This window comes from Streptomyces capparidis, from assembly GCF_054782095.1.
The window spans coordinates 50866-71144 of record NZ_BAAGTD010000027.1 but is presented as its reverse complement, the minus strand read 5'-3'; the positions used below and the strand labels follow the sequence as shown (position 1 = coordinate 71144).

Annotated in this window: 18 protein-coding genes and 1 pseudogene; 5 read left to right on the top strand and 14 right to left on the bottom strand. The window is 72.6% G+C overall.

What is annotated here, in order from left to right; all coding sequences use genetic code 11:
* Positions 1 to 89: 89 nt before the first annotated feature.
* From ACYVO2_RS21950 to ACYVO2_RS21885, 14 genes and pseudogenes are all read right to left on the bottom strand, one after another.
* Entirely contained in the window at positions 90 to 2231 is a 2142-nt protein-coding gene (locus ACYVO2_RS21950) for a chromosome segregation protein ParM (RefSeq protein ID WP_461009633.1), read from the bottom strand.
* A gap of 97 nt (positions 2232 to 2328) precedes the next feature.
* A complete protein-coding gene (locus tag ACYVO2_RS21945) occupies positions 2329 to 2763 on the bottom strand; it encodes a conjugal transfer protein TraB (RefSeq protein WP_461009632.1) in 435 nt (144 codons plus the stop codon).
* A gap of 20 nt (positions 2764 to 2783) precedes the next feature.
* Positions 2784 to 5093, bottom strand: coding sequence for an ATP/GTP-binding protein (locus ACYVO2_RS21940; RefSeq protein WP_461009631.1), 2310 nt, complete (start codon positions 5091 to 5093; stop codon positions 2784 to 2786).
* 129 nt (positions 5094 to 5222) lie between these two features.
* Positions 5223 to 5531: a hypothetical protein gene (locus tag ACYVO2_RS21935; protein ID WP_461009630.1), complete on the bottom strand. Its 309-nt coding sequence runs from the start codon at positions 5529 to 5531 to the stop codon at positions 5223 to 5225.
* The gene (locus tag ACYVO2_RS21930) at positions 5528 to 6004 is read right to left on the bottom strand and encodes a hypothetical protein (RefSeq protein WP_461009629.1); all 477 of its coding nucleotides are present in this window, start codon (positions 6002 to 6004) and stop codon (positions 5528 to 5530) included. The genes ACYVO2_RS21935 and ACYVO2_RS21930 overlap by 4 nt, the downstream gene beginning before the upstream one ends.
* 190 nt (positions 6005 to 6194) lie before the next feature.
* Entirely contained in the window at positions 6195 to 6545 is a 351-nt protein-coding gene (locus ACYVO2_RS21925; RefSeq protein ID WP_461009628.1) for a hypothetical protein, read from the bottom strand.
* A gap of 176 nt (positions 6546 to 6721) precedes the next feature.
* Positions 6722 to 8713, bottom strand: coding sequence for a DUF2637 domain-containing protein (locus ACYVO2_RS21920; RefSeq protein WP_461009627.1), 1992 nt, complete (start codon positions 8711 to 8713; stop codon positions 6722 to 6724).
* 319 nt (positions 8714 to 9032) lie between these two features.
* Positions 9033 to 9746: a hypothetical protein gene (locus tag ACYVO2_RS21915; protein WP_461009626.1), complete on the bottom strand. Its 714-nt coding sequence runs from the start codon at positions 9744 to 9746 to the stop codon at positions 9033 to 9035.
* Positions 9747 to 9844: 98 nt separating this feature from the next.
* Entirely contained in the window at positions 9845 to 10324 is a 480-nt protein-coding gene (locus ACYVO2_RS21910; RefSeq protein ID WP_461009625.1) for an NUDIX domain-containing protein, read from the bottom strand.
* Positions 10325 to 10613: 289 nt separating this feature from the next.
* Positions 10614 to 10802, bottom strand: a pseudogene (locus ACYVO2_RS21905) (DUF5999 family protein); the annotation flags it as partial.
* A gap of 152 nt (positions 10803 to 10954) precedes the next feature.
* A complete protein-coding gene (locus ACYVO2_RS21900) occupies positions 10955 to 11212 on the bottom strand; it encodes a WhiB family transcriptional regulator (protein ID WP_461009624.1) in 258 nt (85 codons plus the stop codon).
* 121 nt (positions 11213 to 11333) lie between these two features.
* On the bottom strand, positions 11334 to 11813 hold the full coding sequence (locus ACYVO2_RS21895; RefSeq protein WP_461009623.1) for an ATP-binding protein: 480 nt from the start codon (positions 11811 to 11813) through the stop codon (positions 11334 to 11336).
* Positions 11810 to 12139: a hypothetical protein gene (locus ACYVO2_RS21890; protein WP_461009622.1), complete on the bottom strand. Its 330-nt coding sequence runs from the start codon at positions 12137 to 12139 to the stop codon at positions 11810 to 11812. The genes ACYVO2_RS21895 and ACYVO2_RS21890 overlap by 4 nt, the downstream gene beginning before the upstream one ends.
* 272 nt (positions 12140 to 12411) lie before the next feature.
* A complete protein-coding gene (locus tag ACYVO2_RS21885) occupies positions 12412 to 13107 on the bottom strand; it encodes a hypothetical protein (RefSeq protein ID WP_461009621.1) in 696 nt (231 codons plus the stop codon).
* 416 nt (positions 13108 to 13523) lie between these two features.
* On the opposite strand from ACYVO2_RS21885, the gene ACYVO2_RS21880 reads away from it, so the two are divergent.
* From ACYVO2_RS21880 to ACYVO2_RS21860, 5 genes are all read left to right on the top strand, one after another.
* Positions 13524 to 13874, top strand: a complete 351-nt coding sequence (locus tag ACYVO2_RS21880) for a GntR family transcriptional regulator (RefSeq protein WP_461009620.1) — start codon at positions 13524 to 13526, stop codon at positions 13872 to 13874.
* A gap of 217 nt (positions 13875 to 14091) precedes the next feature.
* Complete coding sequence (locus tag ACYVO2_RS21875; RefSeq protein ID WP_461009619.1) at positions 14092 to 15258, top strand: helix-turn-helix domain-containing protein; 1167 nt, start codon at positions 14092 to 14094, stop codon at positions 15256 to 15258.
* Entirely contained in the window at positions 15200 to 15844 is a 645-nt protein-coding gene (locus tag ACYVO2_RS21870) for a cysteine hydrolase family protein (RefSeq protein ID WP_461009618.1), read from the top strand. Before ACYVO2_RS21875 ends, ACYVO2_RS21870 begins: the two co-directional genes overlap by 59 nt.
* Positions 15841 to 16752, top strand: coding sequence for an FAD-dependent oxidoreductase (locus ACYVO2_RS21865; RefSeq protein WP_461009617.1), 912 nt, complete (start codon positions 15841 to 15843; stop codon positions 16750 to 16752). The genes ACYVO2_RS21870 and ACYVO2_RS21865 overlap by 4 nt, the downstream gene beginning before the upstream one ends.
* An 879-nt stretch (positions 16753 to 17631) precedes the next feature.
* On the top strand, positions 17632 to 20277 hold the full coding sequence (locus ACYVO2_RS21860; protein ID WP_461009616.1) for a hypothetical protein: 2646 nt from the start codon (positions 17632 to 17634) through the stop codon (positions 20275 to 20277).
* The last annotated feature ends 2 nt before the right edge of the window (positions 20278 to 20279 follow it).

Genomic DNA, 20279 nt, shown 5'->3' with positions numbered 1-20279 from the left:
GTGTTCCCTTTCCGTAGACGCCTGCGCGTCCTCCCGGCCGGGCGGGCGGGGAGGACGCGCAGGGAAGTGATGGGGACTGTCGTCGCGGTTCAGGTGCTGCTGAGCTTCTTGATGGCCTCGAGGGCTTGGCGGGGTGAGGTGACCTGCTCGACACGGCGGCTGTGCCCGCCGCCCTTGCCGCCGCCTCCGCCGTTCCCGCCGCCGCGGCGGCGGGGGCGGCCGTCGTCGCCGTCGTCCTCGTCGGGCTCGGGCCAGAACTCTCCGGGGTCGGGTTCGCGGTTCCAGTCGCCCCACAGGCCGCGCTTGTCCAGCTCGCTGATCTCGTAGTCGGTGAGCCGGTTGATCTCGTCGGGGAAGAGGTGCGCGAGGTCGGTGTCGAAGTCGGCGTACAGCGCCCGCATGAGCACGGCGCGGCCGTTGTCGAGGACGATGACGGCGACGCCACCGGTGGAGACACCGTTTTCCGGGTCGGCCTCGCCGCGCATGGCCCGCTCGATCGCGGAGCCTTCCTGGCGGGAGTAGCGGGCCGGGATGGTCGGCACGTCGTAGGGGTTTTCCATCGTGCCCTCGGCGGCCTTGCGGGTGGCGGCGGGCGATCCCATGTTGAAGATCACCGGTCGGCTGTTCTGCCGGAGGTTGTCCTTCATCTCCGTGCTGAACCCGTTGTGCGTGAACGGCGACTGGCCTGCGGGTTTGAAGCCGATGCCGTACTTCAGGCCGGTGACGGTCAGGTCGTCGCCGTTCTTTTGGATCTCCTCGCCGAACAGGCTGTCCTGGGCTGCGGTCATGTACTCGTCCGCGTACACGCTCAGCGGCCGGTAGGGGCAGCGGGGGTCGCCGGGCTTGTAGTCGTGGGGCTTGCCGTCGTGCGGCCAGGGCATCTCCGCCCGGATCTCGCACAACGCCTTGGCGGCGCGCAGTTGGCGGGCCATCCACAGCGCGGTGGAGCCCTGCCGGTCGATGTACTGGCCCAGCGTGGTGGTCTTCTCGTCCTTGCGGACGGTGGACAGCCACACCACCGCGCCGGCCTGGGATTCGGCCGCCATGCTGATGGCGAAGAACTGCGTCTTCCCGCTGCGGCTCACCCCGAGGACCAGGCCGTGGCAGGCGGCGTTCTTGTCGTGCTGCCACACCATGTTCTTCACCGGCTGGCCGGTGATGGTGAACCCGCACACGTACATGCCCTTGGCGTCCGGGGTGAGCAGCTCCCGGGTGGCGGGGAAGACCTGGGACAGCGGCGGCTCATCGAAGTAGCTGATCAAGAACTCGGAGCCGTCGATGAGGACGAACGCGCGGGAGTCGTCCTCGGGCAGGCGCAGGCCACGGCAGACCTTGGCCACGTCCACGCGCGGGGTCTCGGTGGAGTCGGCCATCTTCGCCCGGTAGAACGTCACCTTGCGCTCGTGGTCCCGCGTGCGGTGGACCAGGACGGAGCCGGGGGCGCCGCCCTTGGGCCCGGCGACCCGGTCGGCCCAGCGTTCGGCGTCGGTGGGGGCCTGACGGCGCCGCTGGTTGGCGTCGGGGGTGAGGTGGGCCTCCATCCAGCCCGGCCCGCCCTGCCGCCCGGGCTGGACCGGGACGTCCGCGAGCACGACGTCGCCGGCGTGGATGCCGAAGGCGGCGGCGACGGCTTCGGGGGTGAGGCCGGTGATCGGCCGTCCGGTCTCCGAGGCGCGCAGCAGGATGGTCAGGTCGTGGCGGGTGCCCGGGTTCCGGGTGGCGGTGACGATGTGGGTGCGGGCGGGCATCCCGGCGCGCTCCCACAGCATCCGCGCCTGACGGGTGAGCCGGTCGGCGCCGTCGTCCGGCCAGACCGGGCCCGGCTCGGGACCGGCGGGCTGCACCACCTGCGGCACCGGGACAGGGACGGCGAGGGCGGGGCGGTGGCGGCGGCGGGCGTGCCGGGAGAACGGCAGCACGATGAAGCCGACGGCGGCCCATCCGGCCGCGAGCAGGGCGTCCAGCCCGTACGGGCCCCAGCCGGGGGTGGTGCCGGTGGCGACGTCGACGGCCGCGGCCGCGACCAGCGGGGACCAGCGCAGGATCCGGCGTCCGGCGCCGGTCTCCTGGCTCTTGGCCGCGAGAACGATGCCGCCGACTCCGGCGGCGCCTGCCACCTGCACGACGGCGTTGACCGGGCTGTCGGGGTGGATGTTGGGGGCCACGGCCAGTACCGGCGCGGCCAGGGTGTAGGCGAGGCGTTCGAGCCGGACACTGCGCGGCGTGGACACGGGTGGTGGCTCCTTCATGCGCAACGGGCACGGGCGGCCCCGCGTGGTGTCGCGAGGCCGCCCGTGGCAGGGGGTGGGTGGGTGAGAAGGGGAGGGGTCAGCGGGTGAAGAACCCGGGCTTGGGGGTGCGCTCCCTGCGGTTGGAGCGGATGTCGTCCAGGGCGCCGTAGAGCCTGGAGTGGGTGCGTTTGGCCTGGTGGGTCGAGGTGGCGACCTGCTCCGCCGTGGTGCTGAGGTTGTTCACCTCGACGGCGGCGCCGCCCAGGGCTTCGGCCACGTCGTTCGTCAGCTCCACGAACTTCGGGTCCAGGCCGCCGTGGGCGATGTCGAGGGCCGCGCGCTCGGTGCGAGTGGCGTTGACCTTCATCTCCCGGTGCAGCGCCTCGAGCTCGAGGGCGCCGTCGTCCATGATCTTGGCGAGCGTGGCCAGCTTGGCCTGGACGGCCTTGTAGCGGTTGTCGCTGTCGGCCGGCGCGGGCGCCGCGCCAGTGCGGGGCGCCGGGTCGCCGGCGCGGGGTGCGGGGTCGCTCACGAACGGTCCTGCCTCTCGGTCTAGTCGTGATGGGCGGCGGCGGAGGTGTGCGCCAGGCCTGCGTCCTCCTTGGCGGCCATGTCCTGGCCGTAGACGCGGGCGACCATGGTCGCGGCGAGCGCGGCGGCCTCCTTGGCGATCCCGCACTCCTGCGCGCACCGCTGCGCCTGAAGCTTCATGCGCCCCGCGTCGTCGGCCAGCTCCGCGATCCGGTCGGTGACACGGGAGTCGATGTTGTGGTCACCGACCAGGTCGGAGGCCATGTCCCGCAGAGCGTCCGCGACCCTGCCGAGGATCTGGGCCAAGGCCTCGGCACGCTCCTGGTGCGAGGCGCTCGCGAGGGCGATGTTCGCCATCTCCATCAAGTACTCGTCGAACGTAATGTCCGTGCGGTGCTGGGCGGCCAGGCCACTGTGCCCGGACGGCCTGCTGACCTGCGTGCTGCTCACACTGCTCCCTCCGCTGCTGGTCTCTCGGGTGGTACCGGGCCGCTGCGTGTGCGGCTCGGGGGCGGGCGGCAGACCCTTGACGCCGGTCGTCACCGCCGCGGGCTCGTCGGGGACGACCTCCGCATCCGGGATGTCCTCCACGTCGTCGGTGGCGGGGTCCGGTGGGCGGGTGGGGTGCTTGAGCCACTCCCACGTCGGTTTGGAGTCCTCCGGCCCGAAGGGGCTGCCCGGCCAGCCGGCCTGCCCGGCCCTCCAGATCAGCCAGGCCTGCCAAGCTCTCCAGGCACGCCCGGCACGCCCGGCACGCCCGGTGCGGCGAGTGCGCTCGGTGCCGGCGGGGCCGCTGCGCCCGCTGCCCGTCGTGCGCTTGGTGCGGCGGGTTCGGCTCCGCCATCCGGCTGGGCCCGTGCCGCGGGGACGCGGGCGCCGGATCCGGAGTCGGCGGCGCTTGCGCGAGCCGCCAGCCGGTCCGTCACCGGCCGTTCCCGCCTTGCCCGGCTCATCGGGCGCCGGGGTGTCCTTTCCCGCGTCGGAGGTGCCGTCAGAGCCGTCCTTGGCGGGCTTCTCGCCCTTGCCGTCGGTGTCCTTGTCCGCGGAGGCGGGGTCCTTGCCCTTGGACGCGCTTGCCTTGTCCGCGTCCGCGTCGTCCTTCGCGTCGGCGCGGCGTTTGTCCCAGCGGCGTTGAGCCTCCTCCGCGATGGCCGCACCGAGGGTGGTGCGGTCGCCGGCGGCGGCTTTCGCGGCTTCCCGCCTCGCCTTGCGCGCCGCATCCCGCTCGGCTTTCCGCGCCCGGCGTTCCTCCCACTGGGCCTGTTTGTTGGCGCGGGCCTGGTCGCGGTTCAGGGTCCGGTCGGCGAGGCTGGCGGCGTGGGCGGCGGTGCGACGCTGCTGCCGGGCGGCCTGCCGCGCGGCGGCCCGCTCCTGGCGGCCGCGAGCCCGCTCCGCGCGAGCGTCGGCGGCCGGACCATGCTGCGTCCGGCCGCCGTCGCCCTTCGAGCCGCCCCGGCCAGAGCCGGAGCCGGAGCCCTTGCCCGTACCACCCGCGCCCCGGGAGGCGCCAGAGCCGTTCTGACGGCCCTTGGAGCCACCGGCCGACTCGTTGCTCCTGGAACCGCTGTTGCGGCCGCCAGAGGACCGGTCAGGGCCTCTCGTGCCGCCCTTGCCGCTCGACCCGGACCCCGAACGCCCTCCGGAACCGCCGGAGTTGGAGCCGCCGCGCGAGGACCCGGGCCGGTTCGGCCCGGGCCCGGAGTTGCCGCGGGAGGGGCCGCCGCCGCCCCCGCCGCGCGAGGACCCACCGCTGCCGCCGGCCTTGGAGTGGCCCTTGTCCGCCCGCAGGCCGGAGCCGGACACCTTCCCGCGGTCGGCGTCGGCCTTTCCCCGCGCCGCCGCCTTGTCGCCCTTCGCCTTGGAAATCGCCTGATGGAGCTTTCCGTTCGCTTCCATCATTGCGACTTCCCGCGCGGTGCGGGCCTCCAGCAGCGCCACTTTCCGCGCGATCTCCGCCTCCCGGAAAGGACCCTCGCTTTCGTGCCGCTCCCTCGCCATTTGCAACCGCAATTCCAGCCAGTCACCAATACGGTCGGCGAGGGAACGCGGCTGGACGTATTCGCCGTCTTCGTATTCGCCGCTTTCCTCATCGGTTTCCGCGTCCGGAATTCCTTCCGAGCGCAGCGCCGTCGCGGGGTCCGGGGCGGCCGGGATCGGCGGCAGTTCCATCGTCGTCTCCTCCGGCGTCTCCGGCGGCACGGTGGAATCCGCTTCCGGGTTCGGAATGGTGTCGGCGAAATCCGGGATCGGCGGCGGTGCGTACGAGGACTCACCGCTCCACGGGCCGCGGACCAACGTCCCGCCGCCGGCCCCGTCGGACTCGTCGGACACAGTGCACCTCCCCTCCTGGGGACTTGACAGAGCGTGGGGTCTTGTGTGCACGCGCGTGCACGTGCACGTGTGCACGCTTTACGCGCGCGAGGCCCCGCCGGAACCCGGCGGGGCCTTTGCTGGTGACGGTCAGTGACGCGGGCCGTGCTGCTCCAACACCTGCGCCGCGTACTGCATGAGGTGGTTCCACAGCCGCGCGTCGCCCTCGGCCCGCCTGTCCATCGCCAGCTTGAACAAGCGGCACACGCTCGTGAATGCCGGGATGACATCGCCGCGACCGGCTTTGACGTCCTTCGCGATCCCGGAACGGGTGACGCGGAGCCAGAATTCCATCCGGCCCATCTCGCCACGCGATTCGATCGCCTTGCGCTCTTCTTCCTTCAGCCAGCCGATCCGCCCGTGAATCGAGCGCTCGATGCTGGTCAGGGGGCGCGTCACGCCGACTCCCTGCCATCCAGGTCGAAAATCGACGTGGGAGCACTATATCCCGGATCCGGGCCCGGCACACCCTGCTGGCCCTGATATCCCGGCGCGGCCTGAAGCTGCGGATTCTTACGCCGCTGCTTTTCCAGCTCCTTTTCCTTCCGCTTTCGGGCGGTGTTCGCGACCGCCTCGTCGTGCGCGCGGCGCCTATAGGCGCCCTTTTCCAGGCCCTTGGTGACGGCCTCGACGTGCTTGAGCACGTCCTTGAACGCCCGCTCCACCGGCTGCGCGCGCAGCCAGGCGTCGTAGAACCGGTCGCCGGCCACGTGGGAGTCACGGCAGTGCACCCGGACCTCCAGGGCCAGGAGCTCCAGGTTCTTGCCGATGTCCAGCAGGACCCGCTGGACATCGGCCAGGTAGCGGGCGGTCGCCTCCGCGGACTGCGCCACATCGCGCAGAGGGGAGTGGTTCGGGTCGGTGCTGCTCACGGCGGGGATTCCTCCTGCTGTGGTGGGGGTTCGGGGACTGCGGCCGGCGTGCTGGGGGCACCCAGACGACCGTGGCCGCGCCCGGACCGCCGCAGGTGGGCGGGCCGGGCGCGACGACGAGCGCATGGACGTCGCACCCGCACCGGGCACCCGGCCCAAGGGGGGCCGGGCGCGGCACGGTGGCGCAGGGCTATCGGGGCTGGTGGACCGGGGAGGGGCAGGGCAGCGTGTGCCGGTGCCCGAAGTAGCCGACCTCCTCGGGCGGCCAACCGCACCGGGTGTGCTGGGCGTTGCACAGCGGCCCTCGCACGGTGCGGGCGCCGTCGCACAGCTCGCATTCGGCCTCGGCGGCCAGGCGCGCGGCCTGCCGGACCTCGGCCGCGGCGAGCAGCACGGCCTGGCTGCGCTCGCGTGCCTCGCGGGTCTCGTACCAGGACCAGTCCGCGCCCCGGCGCAGCAGCGCGTGGTACTGGGCGAGCAGCTCCTGCTCGGTGGGCCGCTCGGTCGCGGCCGCGGTCGTGGTCGTGCTGGTGGTCGGCATGGTGTCTCCGTTTCGGGATGGGTGGTCGGGTGGGAAAGTGAGGGACGGCGCTGCGGCGCCGTGGCGGCCCCGGGGTGGCTGCAACATCCCGGGGCCGCCGCATGTCCGCGCGGTTGGTGCGCGGCTGGTGCGTGGTTGCGCTCGGCGGGCGCGCGGCACCGCTCGGTGCCGCGCGTTCAGGCCGGGATGGGGGTGCCGTTGACCGGCTCGGTGCGCGCGGCACCGGCGGCGAGCTGCCGTGCGCGCAGCGCCCGGAAGTCGCGGATCCAGTTGCGGGCGTTGCCGTCGGAAACGCCGAAACGCTCGGCGAGCTCGGTCGCGCGCGGCTCCCGCTCGGCAGCGCGCGTCTGGCGCACGTAGTACTCCCAGCCCTGCTGCTTGGCGTCGGACTCGAAGACCCGGGCGCCCTCCGGCGGCACGGGGCCGTCGGTGGTGTGCTCGGCCAGCTCCCCGCGCAGCCGCTCCAGCAGCATGCCGATCTCTTCGGCCTCGGCCTTGCGCGCGGCGGTCTGCTCGGCAGCGCGCCGCGCGGCCTCCTCAGCCGCGCGGCGGCGCTCGGCAGCGTCCTCCACCGCGCGCTGCTGCTCGGCCAGCTCATCGGCCAGCCGCTCCAGCTCCTCGCGTTCCCGGCCAGCCTGCTCGCGCGCCTTGCGGGCCTGCTCAGCGACCTGCTCGTACTCCCCGCGGGCCCGCTCCTGCCGCGCCTTGTAGTCCTCCAGTTCCCGGCGCAGCGCGGCGAGCTGGTCCTCGGTGCCGTGCTGCTGGTTGCGGGCGTTGGCGGTCTGCTCCTCCAGGCGCGCGCGGTCGTTCTCGGCGCGCTCCAGCCGCTCGCGGGCCAGCTCCGCCTCGGTGGCCAGCTCCTGCGCGCGGCGCTCGGCAACGGCCGCGGTGGTCTCCGCGCGCAGCCGCGCGGCCTCCGCTTCCTTCCGCGCGTCCTCCGCGCGCTGGGCTTCCTGCCGCGCGGTCGCGAGGTCCTCGGCGGCCTTCGTGGCGGCTGTTTCCGCCTCCTCGCGGGCGGCCCGCGCGACCTCCAGTTCCTGCTGCGCGGCCTCGGTGAGCGCTGCCGCGCGCTGCCGCGCGGCTTCCTCTTCCTCCTCCGCGCGCTGCCGCGCTTCCTCCGCGCGCAGCCGAGCGGCTTCCGCGCGCTCCCGCGCGGCCTCGGCCTCCATGGCGCGCGTGGAGGAGGTGATGCGCTGCGCGGCCGGGACCACAGCCAGACGCTCCAGCATGCTCATCACCTGGGGGGCGTCGCTGTAGTCGAGCTGCGCCAGGTCGTCCACGCCGGTCAGGCCCGCCATCCGGCGGGCCATCGCCAGCGACTGGGCTGCGTCGGTGGCGATGGCCGCCCGGTCGATCGCCTTCTGCGCCTGCTTGCGGCGGCGCACCACACGGCGCTTGGCCCGCTCCCTGCGCCACTGAGCGGCACCGCTGCCCTGGAGCTCCGCCAGGGTCTCCAGCGCCAGGTTCAGCCGGTAGACCCGGGCCGCGGCGCGCTGCGCCAGCGCGGCGCGGGCGATCTCGCTGCCGCTGCCGGCGGCGTCCAGGCCCAGCACCGCGAACAGGGCGGACCAGGCGTGCTGCCAGCCGAGCACCACCAGCCGGATCGGGCCCGGCTTGGCGTCCTCGTCGTCCGCCCCGGGCCGGTGCAGTTTCGCGCGCAGCTTCAGCTCGATCAGCCACGCCGCCAGGGCCGGGATCGAGCCCAGGACGGGCCGCGCCCACCACGTCGGCGCATGGATCGCGTTCATCGCCGCGCTGAACGCGACCAGCGTCCACGCGGTGCGGTGCATCAGCCGCAGCTCCGCGGTCCAGCCGTCCTCGGGGTCGGCGGCCCGGTACATCATGATCAGCAGGCACATCTCGGCGGCGTCGAACACCCCGATGAAGCCGACCGCGAACCACCGGTCCAGGCCCGCGAAGTCCACCGCGAACGACCACAAGCCGTGGACGGACACCGCGACGCCGCCGAGGGCGACCACCGCTTGGGCGCCGATGCCCTCCAGCGGCCACCGGCGGCCGCGGCCGCCGTCGCCGGGCGGGCCGTGCTTCCTGCGGGCGGCCACGACCGCGGTCAAGGTCATCAGCACGCTGACCGCGATCGCGGCCGTCAGGTAGGGGTCGTCGGCCGCCCAGCCGACGACCGGATCGATCACGTGGTTCACGTCCACGGGCGAGCTCCTTTCCAGGGCGAAGGGCCCAGCCGGGAAGCCGGACCGGGATGACGGGATGAACGGCGCAGTCAGGCAGCGGCCGGTGCCGGGCGCTCCCACGCTGCCGAAACGAGGGGCCGGGCAGTACGCGCGGCCCGCGGCCCGCAGCGCGGGCGGGCGGTCACCGCAGCGGCCGTGCCGCGGGCGGGAAGGCGCTGCCACGCCCGGTCGGCGGGGGCGCAAGTCCGGCTGCGCGGCTCCCCTCAGCCCTGCCCGTACCAGCCGCGAGGCCGGGACGGGCAGAGGAGGCAACCCACAGGCGAGGAAGGGAGGGCTGTCAGGCGGAGGTCGGAACAGGCAGCGGGGCCGCGGTCCCCATCTCCATCTCGCGGACGACGGGCATGAGCCCGTGGGCGGCGAGCATGCTCGTCTGCTCGTCGCAGGCGGCATCCCGTGTCCCGAACACCGCGACGAGGCGCCAGCCGTCGCGCAGCAGCAGGTACACCCGGCCGCGGTCCGGCCACGCCCCCCGCACCGGGTGGGCGTGGACGCTGAACAACGGCAGCAACCGGTCGTCGGCCCGGCTCTCGAACCAGCCGTCCGGGGCGGCGCCGTCGGCCTCCGCCGCGCGCCGCGCGTCCTCGCCGGTGCGGTGAGCGGAGCGGACCACGCCCTGGTGCAAGTAGAGGTGGACCACCGGCGGCTCGGTGAGCACCTCCAGGTCCGCGTCGTCGCAGTGCCGCAGCAGCAACCGCGCCACCTCCCTGCGCGCGGCCTCGGCGTCACCGGCACCGACCAGCGCGGCGGCGATCTCCTTCACCGCCCGGCGCAGCCCCGCGCACTCGCGCTCCAGGCCCTCGAGGGAGCAGGTGAGCTGATCCAGCAGCTCCTGGTCGGCGCGGACCTGGGCCCAGAAGGTGTCCCGTTGCTCGCGGACGTCGGCGAGCTCAGTCTCCAAGCCGGGGACCTGCCCGGCCCGGGTCACCGCGTCCTGGTAGGCGCGGTGGGTGCTGCTCGTGATGACACGGATCATGCTGATCCCCCTGGTCATGAAGAAGAGTCCTGGGCTGTCCGGCTCCCCTCGACCCCGCCCGTACCGGCGCTCGGGCCGGGACGGGCGGGGGAGGCAACCGGCAGGTGCGGGCGGGCTCAGAACGCAGGGTGCGCGGCAGGGCACCGGCCCCTGTCGGTCTCCGCGGCGAGGTGCTGGCGCCAGGCGGCGTGGAGGATCTCGCCGTGGTCGAACGCGAGGTCGTCCCCGCGGAGCTGTCCCAGCGGCAGCCAGCGCACGGCCGCGGCGTCGTCCCCGGCCCGAGCCGTGACGTCGTCCGGCACGGACACCCGGTAGGCCACGGTGACGTACCGGCCGCGCGGGTCACGGCCCGGGGCGTCGTACACGCCGACCAGCTCCAGGTCGCCCTCGGCGACGCGGACCCCGGTCTCCTCCAGCAGCTCCCGGACGGCGGCGCCCCGGGAGGTCTCGCCGGGGTCCACGTGGCCGCCGGGGAGCGCGAGGCGTCCCTGGTGGGGCGGCCAGCCCCGCTCGATCAGCAGCACCTCGCCGCCCCGGACGCACACCACGTCGGCGGTGTAGTACACGGTCTCGAAGGTCTCGGTGGTCTCGGTCATGTCTCCTCCTGGGAGCGATGGCCTGTCCGGCTCCCCGCGGCCTCGCCCGTCCCGGCGCTCGGGCCGGGACGGGCGAGGGAGGCAGCCGCCAGGCCGGTCAGACGGTGATGAGGCCGCGCCGGCGACTGGCCCGGTAGTGGTCCTGGAGCGAAGTGAACCGCTCGTGGAGCCAGACCCCGGCCGCGCACGGCCGGTCGTCCTGGCAGTTGCCGCAACCGGCCTGGTGCTCGGTGGAGGCCTCGAACGCGCGCATGTACCGGACGAACAGGTCGTCGTCGGGGGTCGGGGTGGGCCGGTGCGGGGCGATGATCCGCCCGTCGGGCAGCAGCTCGCCGGTGTCCTCGAAGAGCAGCACGCCGTTGCACAGCAGGCTCCACCCCTGCTCCGGGTGGGCGGCCACGGTGTGGGCGGCCTCGCGGTCGGGGCTGTCGGCCGACGGGCACTGCGGCTGGTGCGGGCACGGCAGGATCACGGTCATGGTGAACTCCCTCGGTGGTCGGGGTGGAGGGGCGGACCGAGGCGGCAGCCCGGGTGGCTGCCGCGTGTGGTGGTCCCTGCGTTCTCCGCCGCCACCGGACCGGGCAAGGGGGCCGGGCCGGTGGCGTCCGGGCAGCGCAAGGCTGCGGGCCATCAGGCGCTGTCGTTGCGGGCGCGGTTGCGGGCGGCGCGGCGCTGCATCGTGCGGCGTTCGTCCTCGTCCGTTCCGCCCCACACGCCGGCCTCCTGGCCGGAGGCCAGCGCCCACTCCAGGCACTGATCGGCCACGGGGCACCGGCGGCACACCGCCTTCGCCTCCTCGATCTGGAGCAGAGCGGGGCCGGTGTTGCCGATGGGGAAGAACAGCTCGGGGTCCTCGTCGCGGCACACCGCGCGGTGTCGCCAGTCCATGTGTGTCCTCCGGTCTTGTGGTGGTGCGTCGGGGGGTTGGGCGCCATGCGGAGGGGCGGGCGCGAGACGAGCCGCCGACGGGCGGGCCGTGGTCGCACCCGCCCCTCGGCGGCACGTGTGCTCAGGTGGGGATGCGGCAGCGGATCTGCTTGCCGACCGGCGAGGCCTCGACCGACCAGCCGGGAGCGAGGATGTCGAGCAGGGCCAGGCCCCGCCCGCACTCCGCCTGGTCGTCGTCCATCGCCGCGGCGCTGCGGCGCGGCAGCAGCTCGGGCAGCGGGTCGTGCACCGCCACCGTGGCGCCGGTGGCAGCCAGGTAGACCTCCACCACCAGCGGCACGTGCGGCCCGCAGGCCCGCACCGCGTTGCCGACCAGCTCGGACAGCACCAACTGCGCCGTGCCGACGGCCTCCTCGGCGGCGCCGTACGCCCGCAGCACCATCGCGGCCAGGCCGCGGACGGCGTGCAGGGCGTGGGCGGAGGCGGTGATGTGCGCGACCACGCCCGCAGGGCGGCGGCACACGTACAGGCCGGGGACAGGGTCCGGCAGCGCGGGCGGCTCCACGAGCATCCCCGTGCCGCAGGCCGTCGCGGCGCTCACCGCGCCCCGCCCCTCGCACGGGTCGGCGCGTCACCGGCCTCGCGGACCAGACGGTCCGACGTGGTCCACACGGATCCGATCGCGAAGGGCTGGCCGTCCGGCCGGAGCACGTCACGGACGATCACGGCCCACTGCGCGCAGCGCCGGTTGAGCAGCGCGCGGGCCCGCTGGGGGTCGCGGACCACGGCCAAGACCTCGAAGGCGCCGTCCTGGTTCTGGTAGATCGCTCCCTCGCGGCGGGGGCCGATCTGGGCGTCGATCACGCGGCGCAGGCCCTCGTGCATCGCCGAGGTGCTGACGCTGGAGGACGCCGGGGATGCCATCATGTAGATCAAGGTCGAGCCTTCCTCTCTGCTGGAGCTGGATGTGCGACCGACGACGGCTCCGGGCTGCATCCCGGGGCCGTCATCGCTTTCGAGGCCGCTCCTGCTGGCCCCCCGCCGCCGTCACCGATTCGGGTGGCGGCCGCAGGCAGCGCAGGTACGCGGCCGCCGCCACCCGCGTCGAGCGGGGTGGCGGCGGCCGTGGTCGTTCGGCTGGGCGTCTCAGGCGCTGCCGGCGTCGCGGACGTCGAGCTCCTCGAGGAACTGCTGCTTGCTCACCTGGTGATGCACAGGGGCTGGCGCGGCAGGTCGGGGCCCTCGGCCGGAGGAGCGGTGTGTGCGCTGAGCTGCGCACGCCGCTGCGTCTCGGCGCGTTGCACGGACGGCAGAACGGCCTGCCACTGTTTCGCCCGCCCGGGCTGGTGCCGCCGTCCGGTCTCCTTCTCCAGGAGCTTGAGGAAGACGATGAGGAGCCGTTCACCGGCCGGGCAGTACTCGCTTTCGCCGATGCAGACCACGCACCCGTCGACGTGGTCGGCGTATGCCTGCCGCACCTGCTCGGCGCTGGTCGCGGGCGGGAGGATGCGGTCGACCGGCGGCGCCGGCGGCGGCATCGGCTTGGAGTGCTGACGGGCCGCTCGCCGGGCCCGTGCGGGGACCGCGTCCCGGAACAGCCGATCCTGCCGGGCCTGCCAGTGCCGGACGTCGATGTCGACGACCACGAGCTGGTTGCTGCCGTCGCAGCGCACGTGTTTCTCGCCATCGGCGACGCGGTCGGAGATGCAATGCTCTCGGATTTTGAGCGTCGTCTCGCCCATGATCCGGCGCCACGTCCGACAGTCCGGGCAAACGATCGTCTTCTGTTCGCCCGCCCGGACGTTGAAAGAGTCGGCGGGCAGTTCGCTGAGGAGCAGCGGCTTACGCCCGTTGGTGCGCTTCGTCCGTGTCCGGCCGGGGCGCTTCTGGGGCATTCGGAACCTCCTGATAAGTGGAGCACTGAGATAAGGGGTGGGTGTGCTGCTCTCTCCGCCCGCCAGGCCGGTTTGGCCAACCGACGGCCTGGCGGACAGACAGCGCAGCCGCTGTTCGACGTGGTGCATGTGGTGCTCGTATGCGGTACAGGCGCCTCGACCGGGGGAGCGGAGGCTCGACCCCATTGCCGTCGCCCCGAAGAGGCGGTGACACCTGCTGTTTCGCGGTGGATCAGGGAGCCGTCTCGGCTTCCCTCCATCAGGACCGCGAAGGGATCGCGGTCCTGATGGAGGGCGTCCGATCCGGCCGACAGCCATCATTGCCTACATACATAGCTTAGCTGATACAGTTGCCACTGTGTCAACCAAGTTGGGAAACCTATCTATCCGAGGGAGGTGGTTCTACGATGTGGCTCATGACGGACGAGGCCATGCAGCCCTACCAGCGCATCGCGCAGGACGTGCGCGACCAGATCCGGCTCGGCCGCCTGAAGGGGAACGACAAGCTGCCCAGCACGCGAGAACTCGCCGAAAAGTACGAGGTCGCACCCGGCACCGTGCAGCGCGCCCTCGCTGAGCTCCGGGCAGGCGGCATCATCTACTCCCACCAGGGACGTGGCACTTTCATCCGCGAGTCGGCCCTCGACGTCGTTGCCGATCCGACTGCTCAGGCCATCAAGCGACTGGAGGAACAGGTCGCAGACCTGAATGCGCGGCTGGAACGCCTTGAGCGAACCCACAGCAGCTCTGGGTCGGACAACCAATGAGCTCACCTGCTTCCGGGAAGCCGCGCCACGCACCGTTAGGGCCTGCAGTCGCACGTTCGGCATGGCGTTCTCCAGCCAGGTTCGGAGGTTCAGATCAACGCCACATAGCTTCCGGGTCCTGCGCCCGGGACGAGATGTCCCCACGTAGAAGTGGTGTAGCAACAGCGTGGCAATAGGGCTCGTCCTGCCTGGCAGATGACCGCCAAGGGGGTGTGTAGTGATCGCCGTGGAGCAGTGGACAGGTGAGGAGGCCTTGCTGTTGCAGTCGGTGATGCGTCTCTCGGTACGTGCCTTCGCCGAGCGCCTCGGCATCGCCCCTCGGACGGTCTCCTACTGGAACAAGCACAGGACCAGCGTGTGCCGGCCGGAAACGGCGCAGATCCTGGACACAGCGCTGAGCCAGTGCTCTCCCGACGAGCAAGAGGCGTTCCGTATCCGCCTGGCTGCCCTGCGCGGCGAACCGGTCCTGTCCGCAGCCTCAGCAACCGCACGTCCGGCTCCCTGCGCCGTCGTGTCGCACAAGTTCCTGCCGATCTACCTCGGTGAGCGAATCACCCCGTTGTACGCCGCTGGCACTCCTAGGCCGCCCGGGCCTGGCGGCCTAGAGCAGCGGGTGCTTCCCGGCGGGCATCACTCGGCGCAGGCGTCGACGCTGCACTTGTATGCCTGCGGAGTCGCTGTGGTCCACCTAGAGGAGCATCGCCGCGTAGGCTCGCTGACCGAGCTGGCGGTGTGGCGCTACCGCTCGTATCCGAAGGACCGGGCGTGGGCGGGAGAGCGCATAGCGCAGCTGCTGGAGCAGCACCAATCCGGCGCCCTGGCGGGTGAGCCCTCGCTCGCGCCGGAGTACGTGTTGTCCGCGTACGAGCTGCGGGAGCACTCGTGGGCTGGAGCCGGACTCGAGACTGCCTTGCACCTACTGGCGACCCCGTCGGTTCTGGTCAATCGCCAGAATCCGGAGATCGTCCCCCTTGGGGTCGGGGTAGAGGATGCGCGTTTCCGTGACGGGTGGGCGCATCCGGAGGCTGTGGCGTTCGACGGCGGCTTCTCGCGCGGGGTGGCCGGGTGGTCCGGCGTGGCCTACCAACCCCACAGAGATGAGCGGGCCCTTGCCGCAACCCACATCGTGGAGCTTGAGCTGGACGTCCAGGCACTGTGGGCCCTGTCGTCTCACATCCTGCAAGTGATCGAAGACGGTGGGGACCCGGTGATGCCGCCCCAGCATGGCTGGCGTTTCCTGCGCAGTGCGCTCGTGCGGCTGACCACGGCCCGGCCGACCGAAACGGCCCAGCATCGCGCGATGCGAGAGGCGATCCTGGCCACCAGTGAGCTTCCCGAGCGACTTCGTGCCGCTCAGGAGGCTCTACGAGACAGCGCGCCATGACGGCCATTGGAAGGCGGACCGGGTGGACCCGAAAACGACAGCTCTGCTGGCAATTGACGTGCAGTGCGGCTTCGTGAATGAGCACACTGCCAGCGTGATCCCCGCGATCGTGCGGCTGATGGAGGGCTGGCGCGCGGCCGGGGCACCTATAGTGCTGACCCGGTTCCACAACGCAGTCGGCTCGCCGTACGAACGAATCACTGGGTGGACGCGACTGCGTTCGACCGATGAACAGGCCCTGGTGCCTGAGGTCCAGCCGTACGCGCACAGTGCGGCCGCGGTCATCGACAAGAGCCAGTCCTCCGCTCTCACCACCGAAGGTCTGCAGCTGATCCGAAAGGCGGGCTGGACCGACCTCGTGCTGTGTGGGATCGACACCGACGCATGCGTGTACGACTCCGCGGTCGCCGCCTACCAAAGCGGCTACCGGCCGTGGATCGTGACCGACGCCTGCGCCTCCAGCGGCGGCGCCCAGTTCCACGACGCGGCGCTGCTGCTCGCGAGCAGAAACCTCGGGCACACCCAGCTCCTCACGACCGACACAGTCCTGACTCGGATCAGCGGAACTCAGGAGGCGTGCGCATGAGCTCCCTTTCCAACGACGCAGACGTACTCGTAGTCGGCGCCGGCCCGGCCGGAGTCGCGGCCGCCCTGATGGCAGCCAGCCTGAAATACAGGACCGTCGTGGTGGAGGCTGACCGCATTGGCGGCAAGCTTCCCGCCATCGGCGCGCTGGGGAACGCACCGGGCAGCTGGTCGACCGGTCCGCAGTTGGTGGAGGCCCTAGCGCTGGACCTGAAGCGGTTGGAGATGTCCGGCTGGTGCACCGTGGAGCACGGCCGCGCCGTCGCGGTCAGCGCCTACGACGACCGAGCGGAACTCGCTCTCGAAGATGGGCAGGTACTAAGGGCTCAGGTAATCGTCGTGGCCACCGGCGTCACCTCCTTGACTCCAGACGACGTCAGCTGGATCGACGCCCCTACCGACATCGCCGCCCCGCCGCTGTGGCGTGCCGTCCCTGCGGATCTCGCGAACCGAACATACGTGCTCGGCGGCGATCGCCCACTCGGCACCTGGCTACGCGCTCACCCAGACGTTGCAACAACGCTGCACGTTCTCCACCCCTTGAGCGACGATTACAAGGTCGCCGAGGTGGAGGGGGACAACCGTGTCCGTCTGATGCCCGTCGCCCATGTCTCTCTGGCCGGGCCAGCGACGGGCGGCGGCTGGGCCGTGGAAGTCACGGATCGGCGCGGGCAGCGAGAGCGGCATATTGCGGCGACGGTGTTGAGCAATTTGGGCAACAGGCCCGCCGCTCTGAAGGGGCTTTTGGAGGGCGAGGATGGGTACTGCCCGTCCGAGCAACAGCATCCGCGTATCCGGGTCGCCGGCGATTTGCGGTCTGCGCGGTACCAGCGGATCGTGACCGCCCAGGGGTCCGGAGCCGAGGCCGTCCTCGCCTGGTACTACGCCGCTGAGCTGCGGCAGAGGTGAGGGCACGCTCGTGAGCGCACGTCGACTATTCGAGCAGCGCCGTTCCCGTCACAGGCACCTGGTGCCTCACCAGGTCAGCGCAGGAAGAACGGGAGACCTCGGTGGGACGGTGCAGCATCCGGTGACGGTCGCGAGTCGCCTCGCCACGACACGTAGCACCCGGCTGTCCTCTACCGCGGGCTGGAGCGGTAGGGTATCTCCGACATTGATCAAAAAAACTGGCCCCCGTCGCCTCGGTCTGACAAACCGAGTGGGGGCCAGGTGGCCGAAGGACCTTGTAGGAGGGGTCCAGAGGCCTTCCGATCACCCTTATCTGCAGAGGAGGGCGTCGGACGTGATCCAGGGTACCCGGATCGGTCGACTTCTCACGTACAGCACCCCGCCGTGGTGCCAGCAGACCATGCGTTGTTGGCCCTTCGGCGGGGTGTTCGTGCTGATTCGTCCGGTTCCGAAATACACCCCTGCCAGTGAGGGGGTCTCGATGACGGCGTAGGTCTCGGGGGCGGCGCCCGCGAAGCGGGTCTTCCAGCCGCCCCGGGTCGCTGGCGTCTCCGGTGGTTGCCGCCACCTGGGTCCAGCGCCCATCTGCTCTCCGGAGGGTTGCCGCCCTCTTGGAGGTTCTGTTCGACCCGGTGCCACCCGGCTTCGAACGGTTCGATCTTCAGGTTTCCCCAAACCTGCGAAAGCCCACTGGGGCTTCGCTGTGCCGTGAGGCGAGGCCCCACGAACAGGAGTCATTGTGCATGACTGCGTTCGGGCTCGCCAGCTTCGGCATGCCCGCGTACCCCTCTTCCTCCCCTACAGCCGGGAATTCGAGCGGGCGTTTGAGACGCATCTCACACATCTGCGGATGTCCCACCGCAGCGCCGGGGTGATCCGGTGAGTGCTGCGGTGGCGCGGGTTCCCAGGCAGCGGCATGGCGGGCTGCGTACGGTGCCGGGTGGCCGGAACGGCAGCCCGGCGGCGGTGGCGGATCCGTTGGTGCTCGGCCCGGTGATGCAGGCCCGGCTGCGGAACGCGGTGCGGGCGCTGCTGGACGTGCCGGGTCTGGAGGGTGCGCCGGATCCGGTGCGGTGGGCTGTGGTGGTGCTGGTGTCGCGGACCCCAGCCGACGCCGAGGACGTGGTGTTGAGCAGCCGGGAGCTGGGTCGCTGGCTGGGGTTGGCGGTGTCCTCGGTGGCGCACCGGGTGGTGCCCGCTCTGCGCCGCTCGGGTGTGGTGGACGTCGACGCTGAGCCGGGTGAGCACGGCCAGGACGTCGGGCTGCGGTTCCGGGTGCGGCCGCTGGTGGCCGCTCGGGGGGTGGTCGGGGATCCGCTGGATCTGTCCCGAACCGAGCTGGCGATGCTGTGGCGGCTGGTGAACGTGCTTTGCGCACCGGGCTGGAGGCACCGGGACGGGTCGGTGACGCCTGCGGGTCTGCTGGCTGGTCGGTGCGGGCGCGGTGCGGCGACGGACCGGCTGGCGCTGCTGCTGCTGGTGCTGGAGACCAACCCGGCGGGTCGGGTGCGGCTGTGTCCGGGGCGGGTGGATGACCGGGGGCGGCCGGCGGCGACGCTGGCGCGGCTGCTGGGGTGTACGCCGGCGGGGGCGGAGTCGGTGCTGGAGCGGCTGGAGGCGGCAGGCGCGGTGGAGCGGGTGCGCCGCCGGACCGTCTCGCAGTTGCGGGGTCGGTCGGCTCTGGTGGTTCCGGCGGTCGCGGCCGCGCACCGAACAGCGAGCGGCCGCTGTACCGCCGCGCGCCGCGTTCCAGCCCCTGCACCCGGTTTTTCCGGCCCCGACGCAACGGCAGACCCAATTCAGGCCTCCGCCGCGATAGAGAAGCCGCAGCTCAGCGCGGTGCCGGACGCCCCGAAGGCCGGGAAGTCAGACACCGGCGGACCGGCAGCCCTTCACACTGATCACTCTCCTGTGGTTAGTGTGGTCTTTGATGCTGCGGTTGGTGAGGGGTGTTCCGGCGTAGCCGCGTCGGGGTCCGGAGATCTGCCGGGACGCGCGTGCGCGCGCGAGGACCAGGCCGCGGGTGTCGGTCCGGCTGCCAGGCCTGCGGCGGGTGGCGGTGCCGGTGGCCCGCTGCGCGGGGAACACCCACGAAGGTCCGCCTCCCAAAGCAAGTCCGCTGGTGCTCCCACTTTTGTCGCTGGTCACCGGCCTGTCCCTGCGTGGGCGCGCAGGCCTGCGCCGCTGCCAGACGGCGATCAGCTGCGCTTGGTGCTGGCACCAGTGGCCGGGCTGTGGGCGCGGCTGGGGAGTGGGTGGGAGCGGCGCTGGGTGGCCCAGGCGGTAGCGGCGGAGCTGGAGGTGCTGGCCGGCCTGGCGGGCGCGGAGCAGGCTCCGGGGCTGCTGGCCGACCGGCTGGCCGACCGGCTCGCGGAGACCGGTGGCGAAGGCCGGGTGCGCAATCCGCTGGGCTGGCTGCTCGGGCGTGGCCTTGTCCAGCGCCAGGCCTGTGCCGACCGCAGGTGCGATGACGGGATCCGGCTCGACAACGGTGCCGCCTGCCCGGCTTGCACCGCCATCGTCGGTGACCGCCGCGCCCTGCGCGCCCGCCTCGCGACCGAGGTCGACGCGGCCATGCCCGGCGCCGACCCGGCCGCACGTCGCGCCGCCCTCCAGGACCGCCTGCGGCACGAGACGGAACTCGCGGCGGAGGACCGGGCGCGCCACCGTGCGCAGATCGAAGTCGAACGTGCCCGCCGCCAGGCCGCCAGGGACGAAGCCCGCGCCCGCGCCGCAGCGGAGCGCGCGGCCGCGCAGGCCGCTGAAGCTGCCAGGCAGCAGATGCCGTGCGCCGACTGCGCCGCGCCCCGCGCCGGCGGACTGTGCGAGGTGTGCCGGATCCGGCGCGAGACCCGGGTCCTTGTCCAGGAGGCGGTGCTGCTGGCCGTAGCGGGATCGGCCGACCTCGCCGACCCGGACGACGTCACCGCGGTGACCGCGAAGGCCCGTACCGACCTGGCCCGCGCCGCCGACGCCGCCCGCCGCCGACTGCTGGACGCGGCAGGCCCAGACGCGCTCGCTGACACGCAGCTACCCACCGTGCTGGAGTCCGCTGCCTGCCAGGCCGTGCACGAAGCCGCCCAGGACTACCGGCGCTCCGCCCTTGCGGCGTTGGCCCACACGCCTCAGGCCGACGCCGAAGCGCAGATGGCGCACGCGGAGGAGCTGCGCAAGCGCCGCCACCGCTGGCATCCCCAGGGGGTGACCGCCCGCGCCGCCGCTCATCAGGCTGCCGACGACGCCCGGGCCCGCGCCGCGCGGCACATCCTTGAGGAGCGCCTGGAGCAACTGCGCGACCGCCGCACCGGACGTCCCCGGACTGCCACACCGACCCCCGCCCCGGCCGCGGCCGCGGTACCGGACCTGGGCACAGACCGCTCCGTCCCGTCTGGGACCCCGCAGCCGGAACCGCGGCGGTGCGCGGGCTGGCACGGCACGCCGTGCGACCGCCCCGCACTGCCCACCCGGACCGTGTGCGCCCGCCACCGCATCCAGCAACTCGCCACTGAGCAGCAGGCCAGCTGACA

Excerpts from the sequence above, each read along its gene's own strand:
- ACYVO2_RS21880 (WP_461009620.1), top strand. The coding sequence starts at position 13,524 with ATGACGGACGAGGCCATGCAGCCCTACCAGCGCATCGCGCAGGACGTG.
- ACYVO2_RS21885 (WP_461009621.1), bottom strand. The coding sequence starts at position 13,107 with ATGCCCCAGAAGCGCCCCGGCCGGACACGGACGAAGCGCACCAACGGG.
- ACYVO2_RS21915 (WP_461009626.1), bottom strand. The coding sequence starts at position 9,746 with ATGACCAGGGGGATCAGCATGATCCGTGTCATCACGAGCAGCACCCAC.
- ACYVO2_RS21900 (WP_461009624.1), bottom strand. The coding sequence starts at position 11,212 with ATGGACTGGCGACACCGCGCGGTGTGCCGCGACGAGGACCCCGAGCTG.
- ACYVO2_RS21890 (WP_461009622.1), bottom strand. The coding sequence starts at position 12,139 with ATGATGGCATCCCCGGCGTCCTCCAGCGTCAGCACCTCGGCGATGCAC.
- ACYVO2_RS21910 (WP_461009625.1), bottom strand. The coding sequence starts at position 10,324 with ATGACCGAGACCACCGAGACCTTCGAGACCGTGTACTACACCGCCGAC.
- ACYVO2_RS21925 (WP_461009628.1), bottom strand. The coding sequence starts at position 6,545 with ATGCCGACCACCAGCACGACCACGACCGCGGCCGCGACCGAGCGGCCC.
- ACYVO2_RS21865 (WP_461009617.1), top strand. The coding sequence starts at position 15,841 with ATGAGCTCCCTTTCCAACGACGCAGACGTACTCGTAGTCGGCGCCGGC.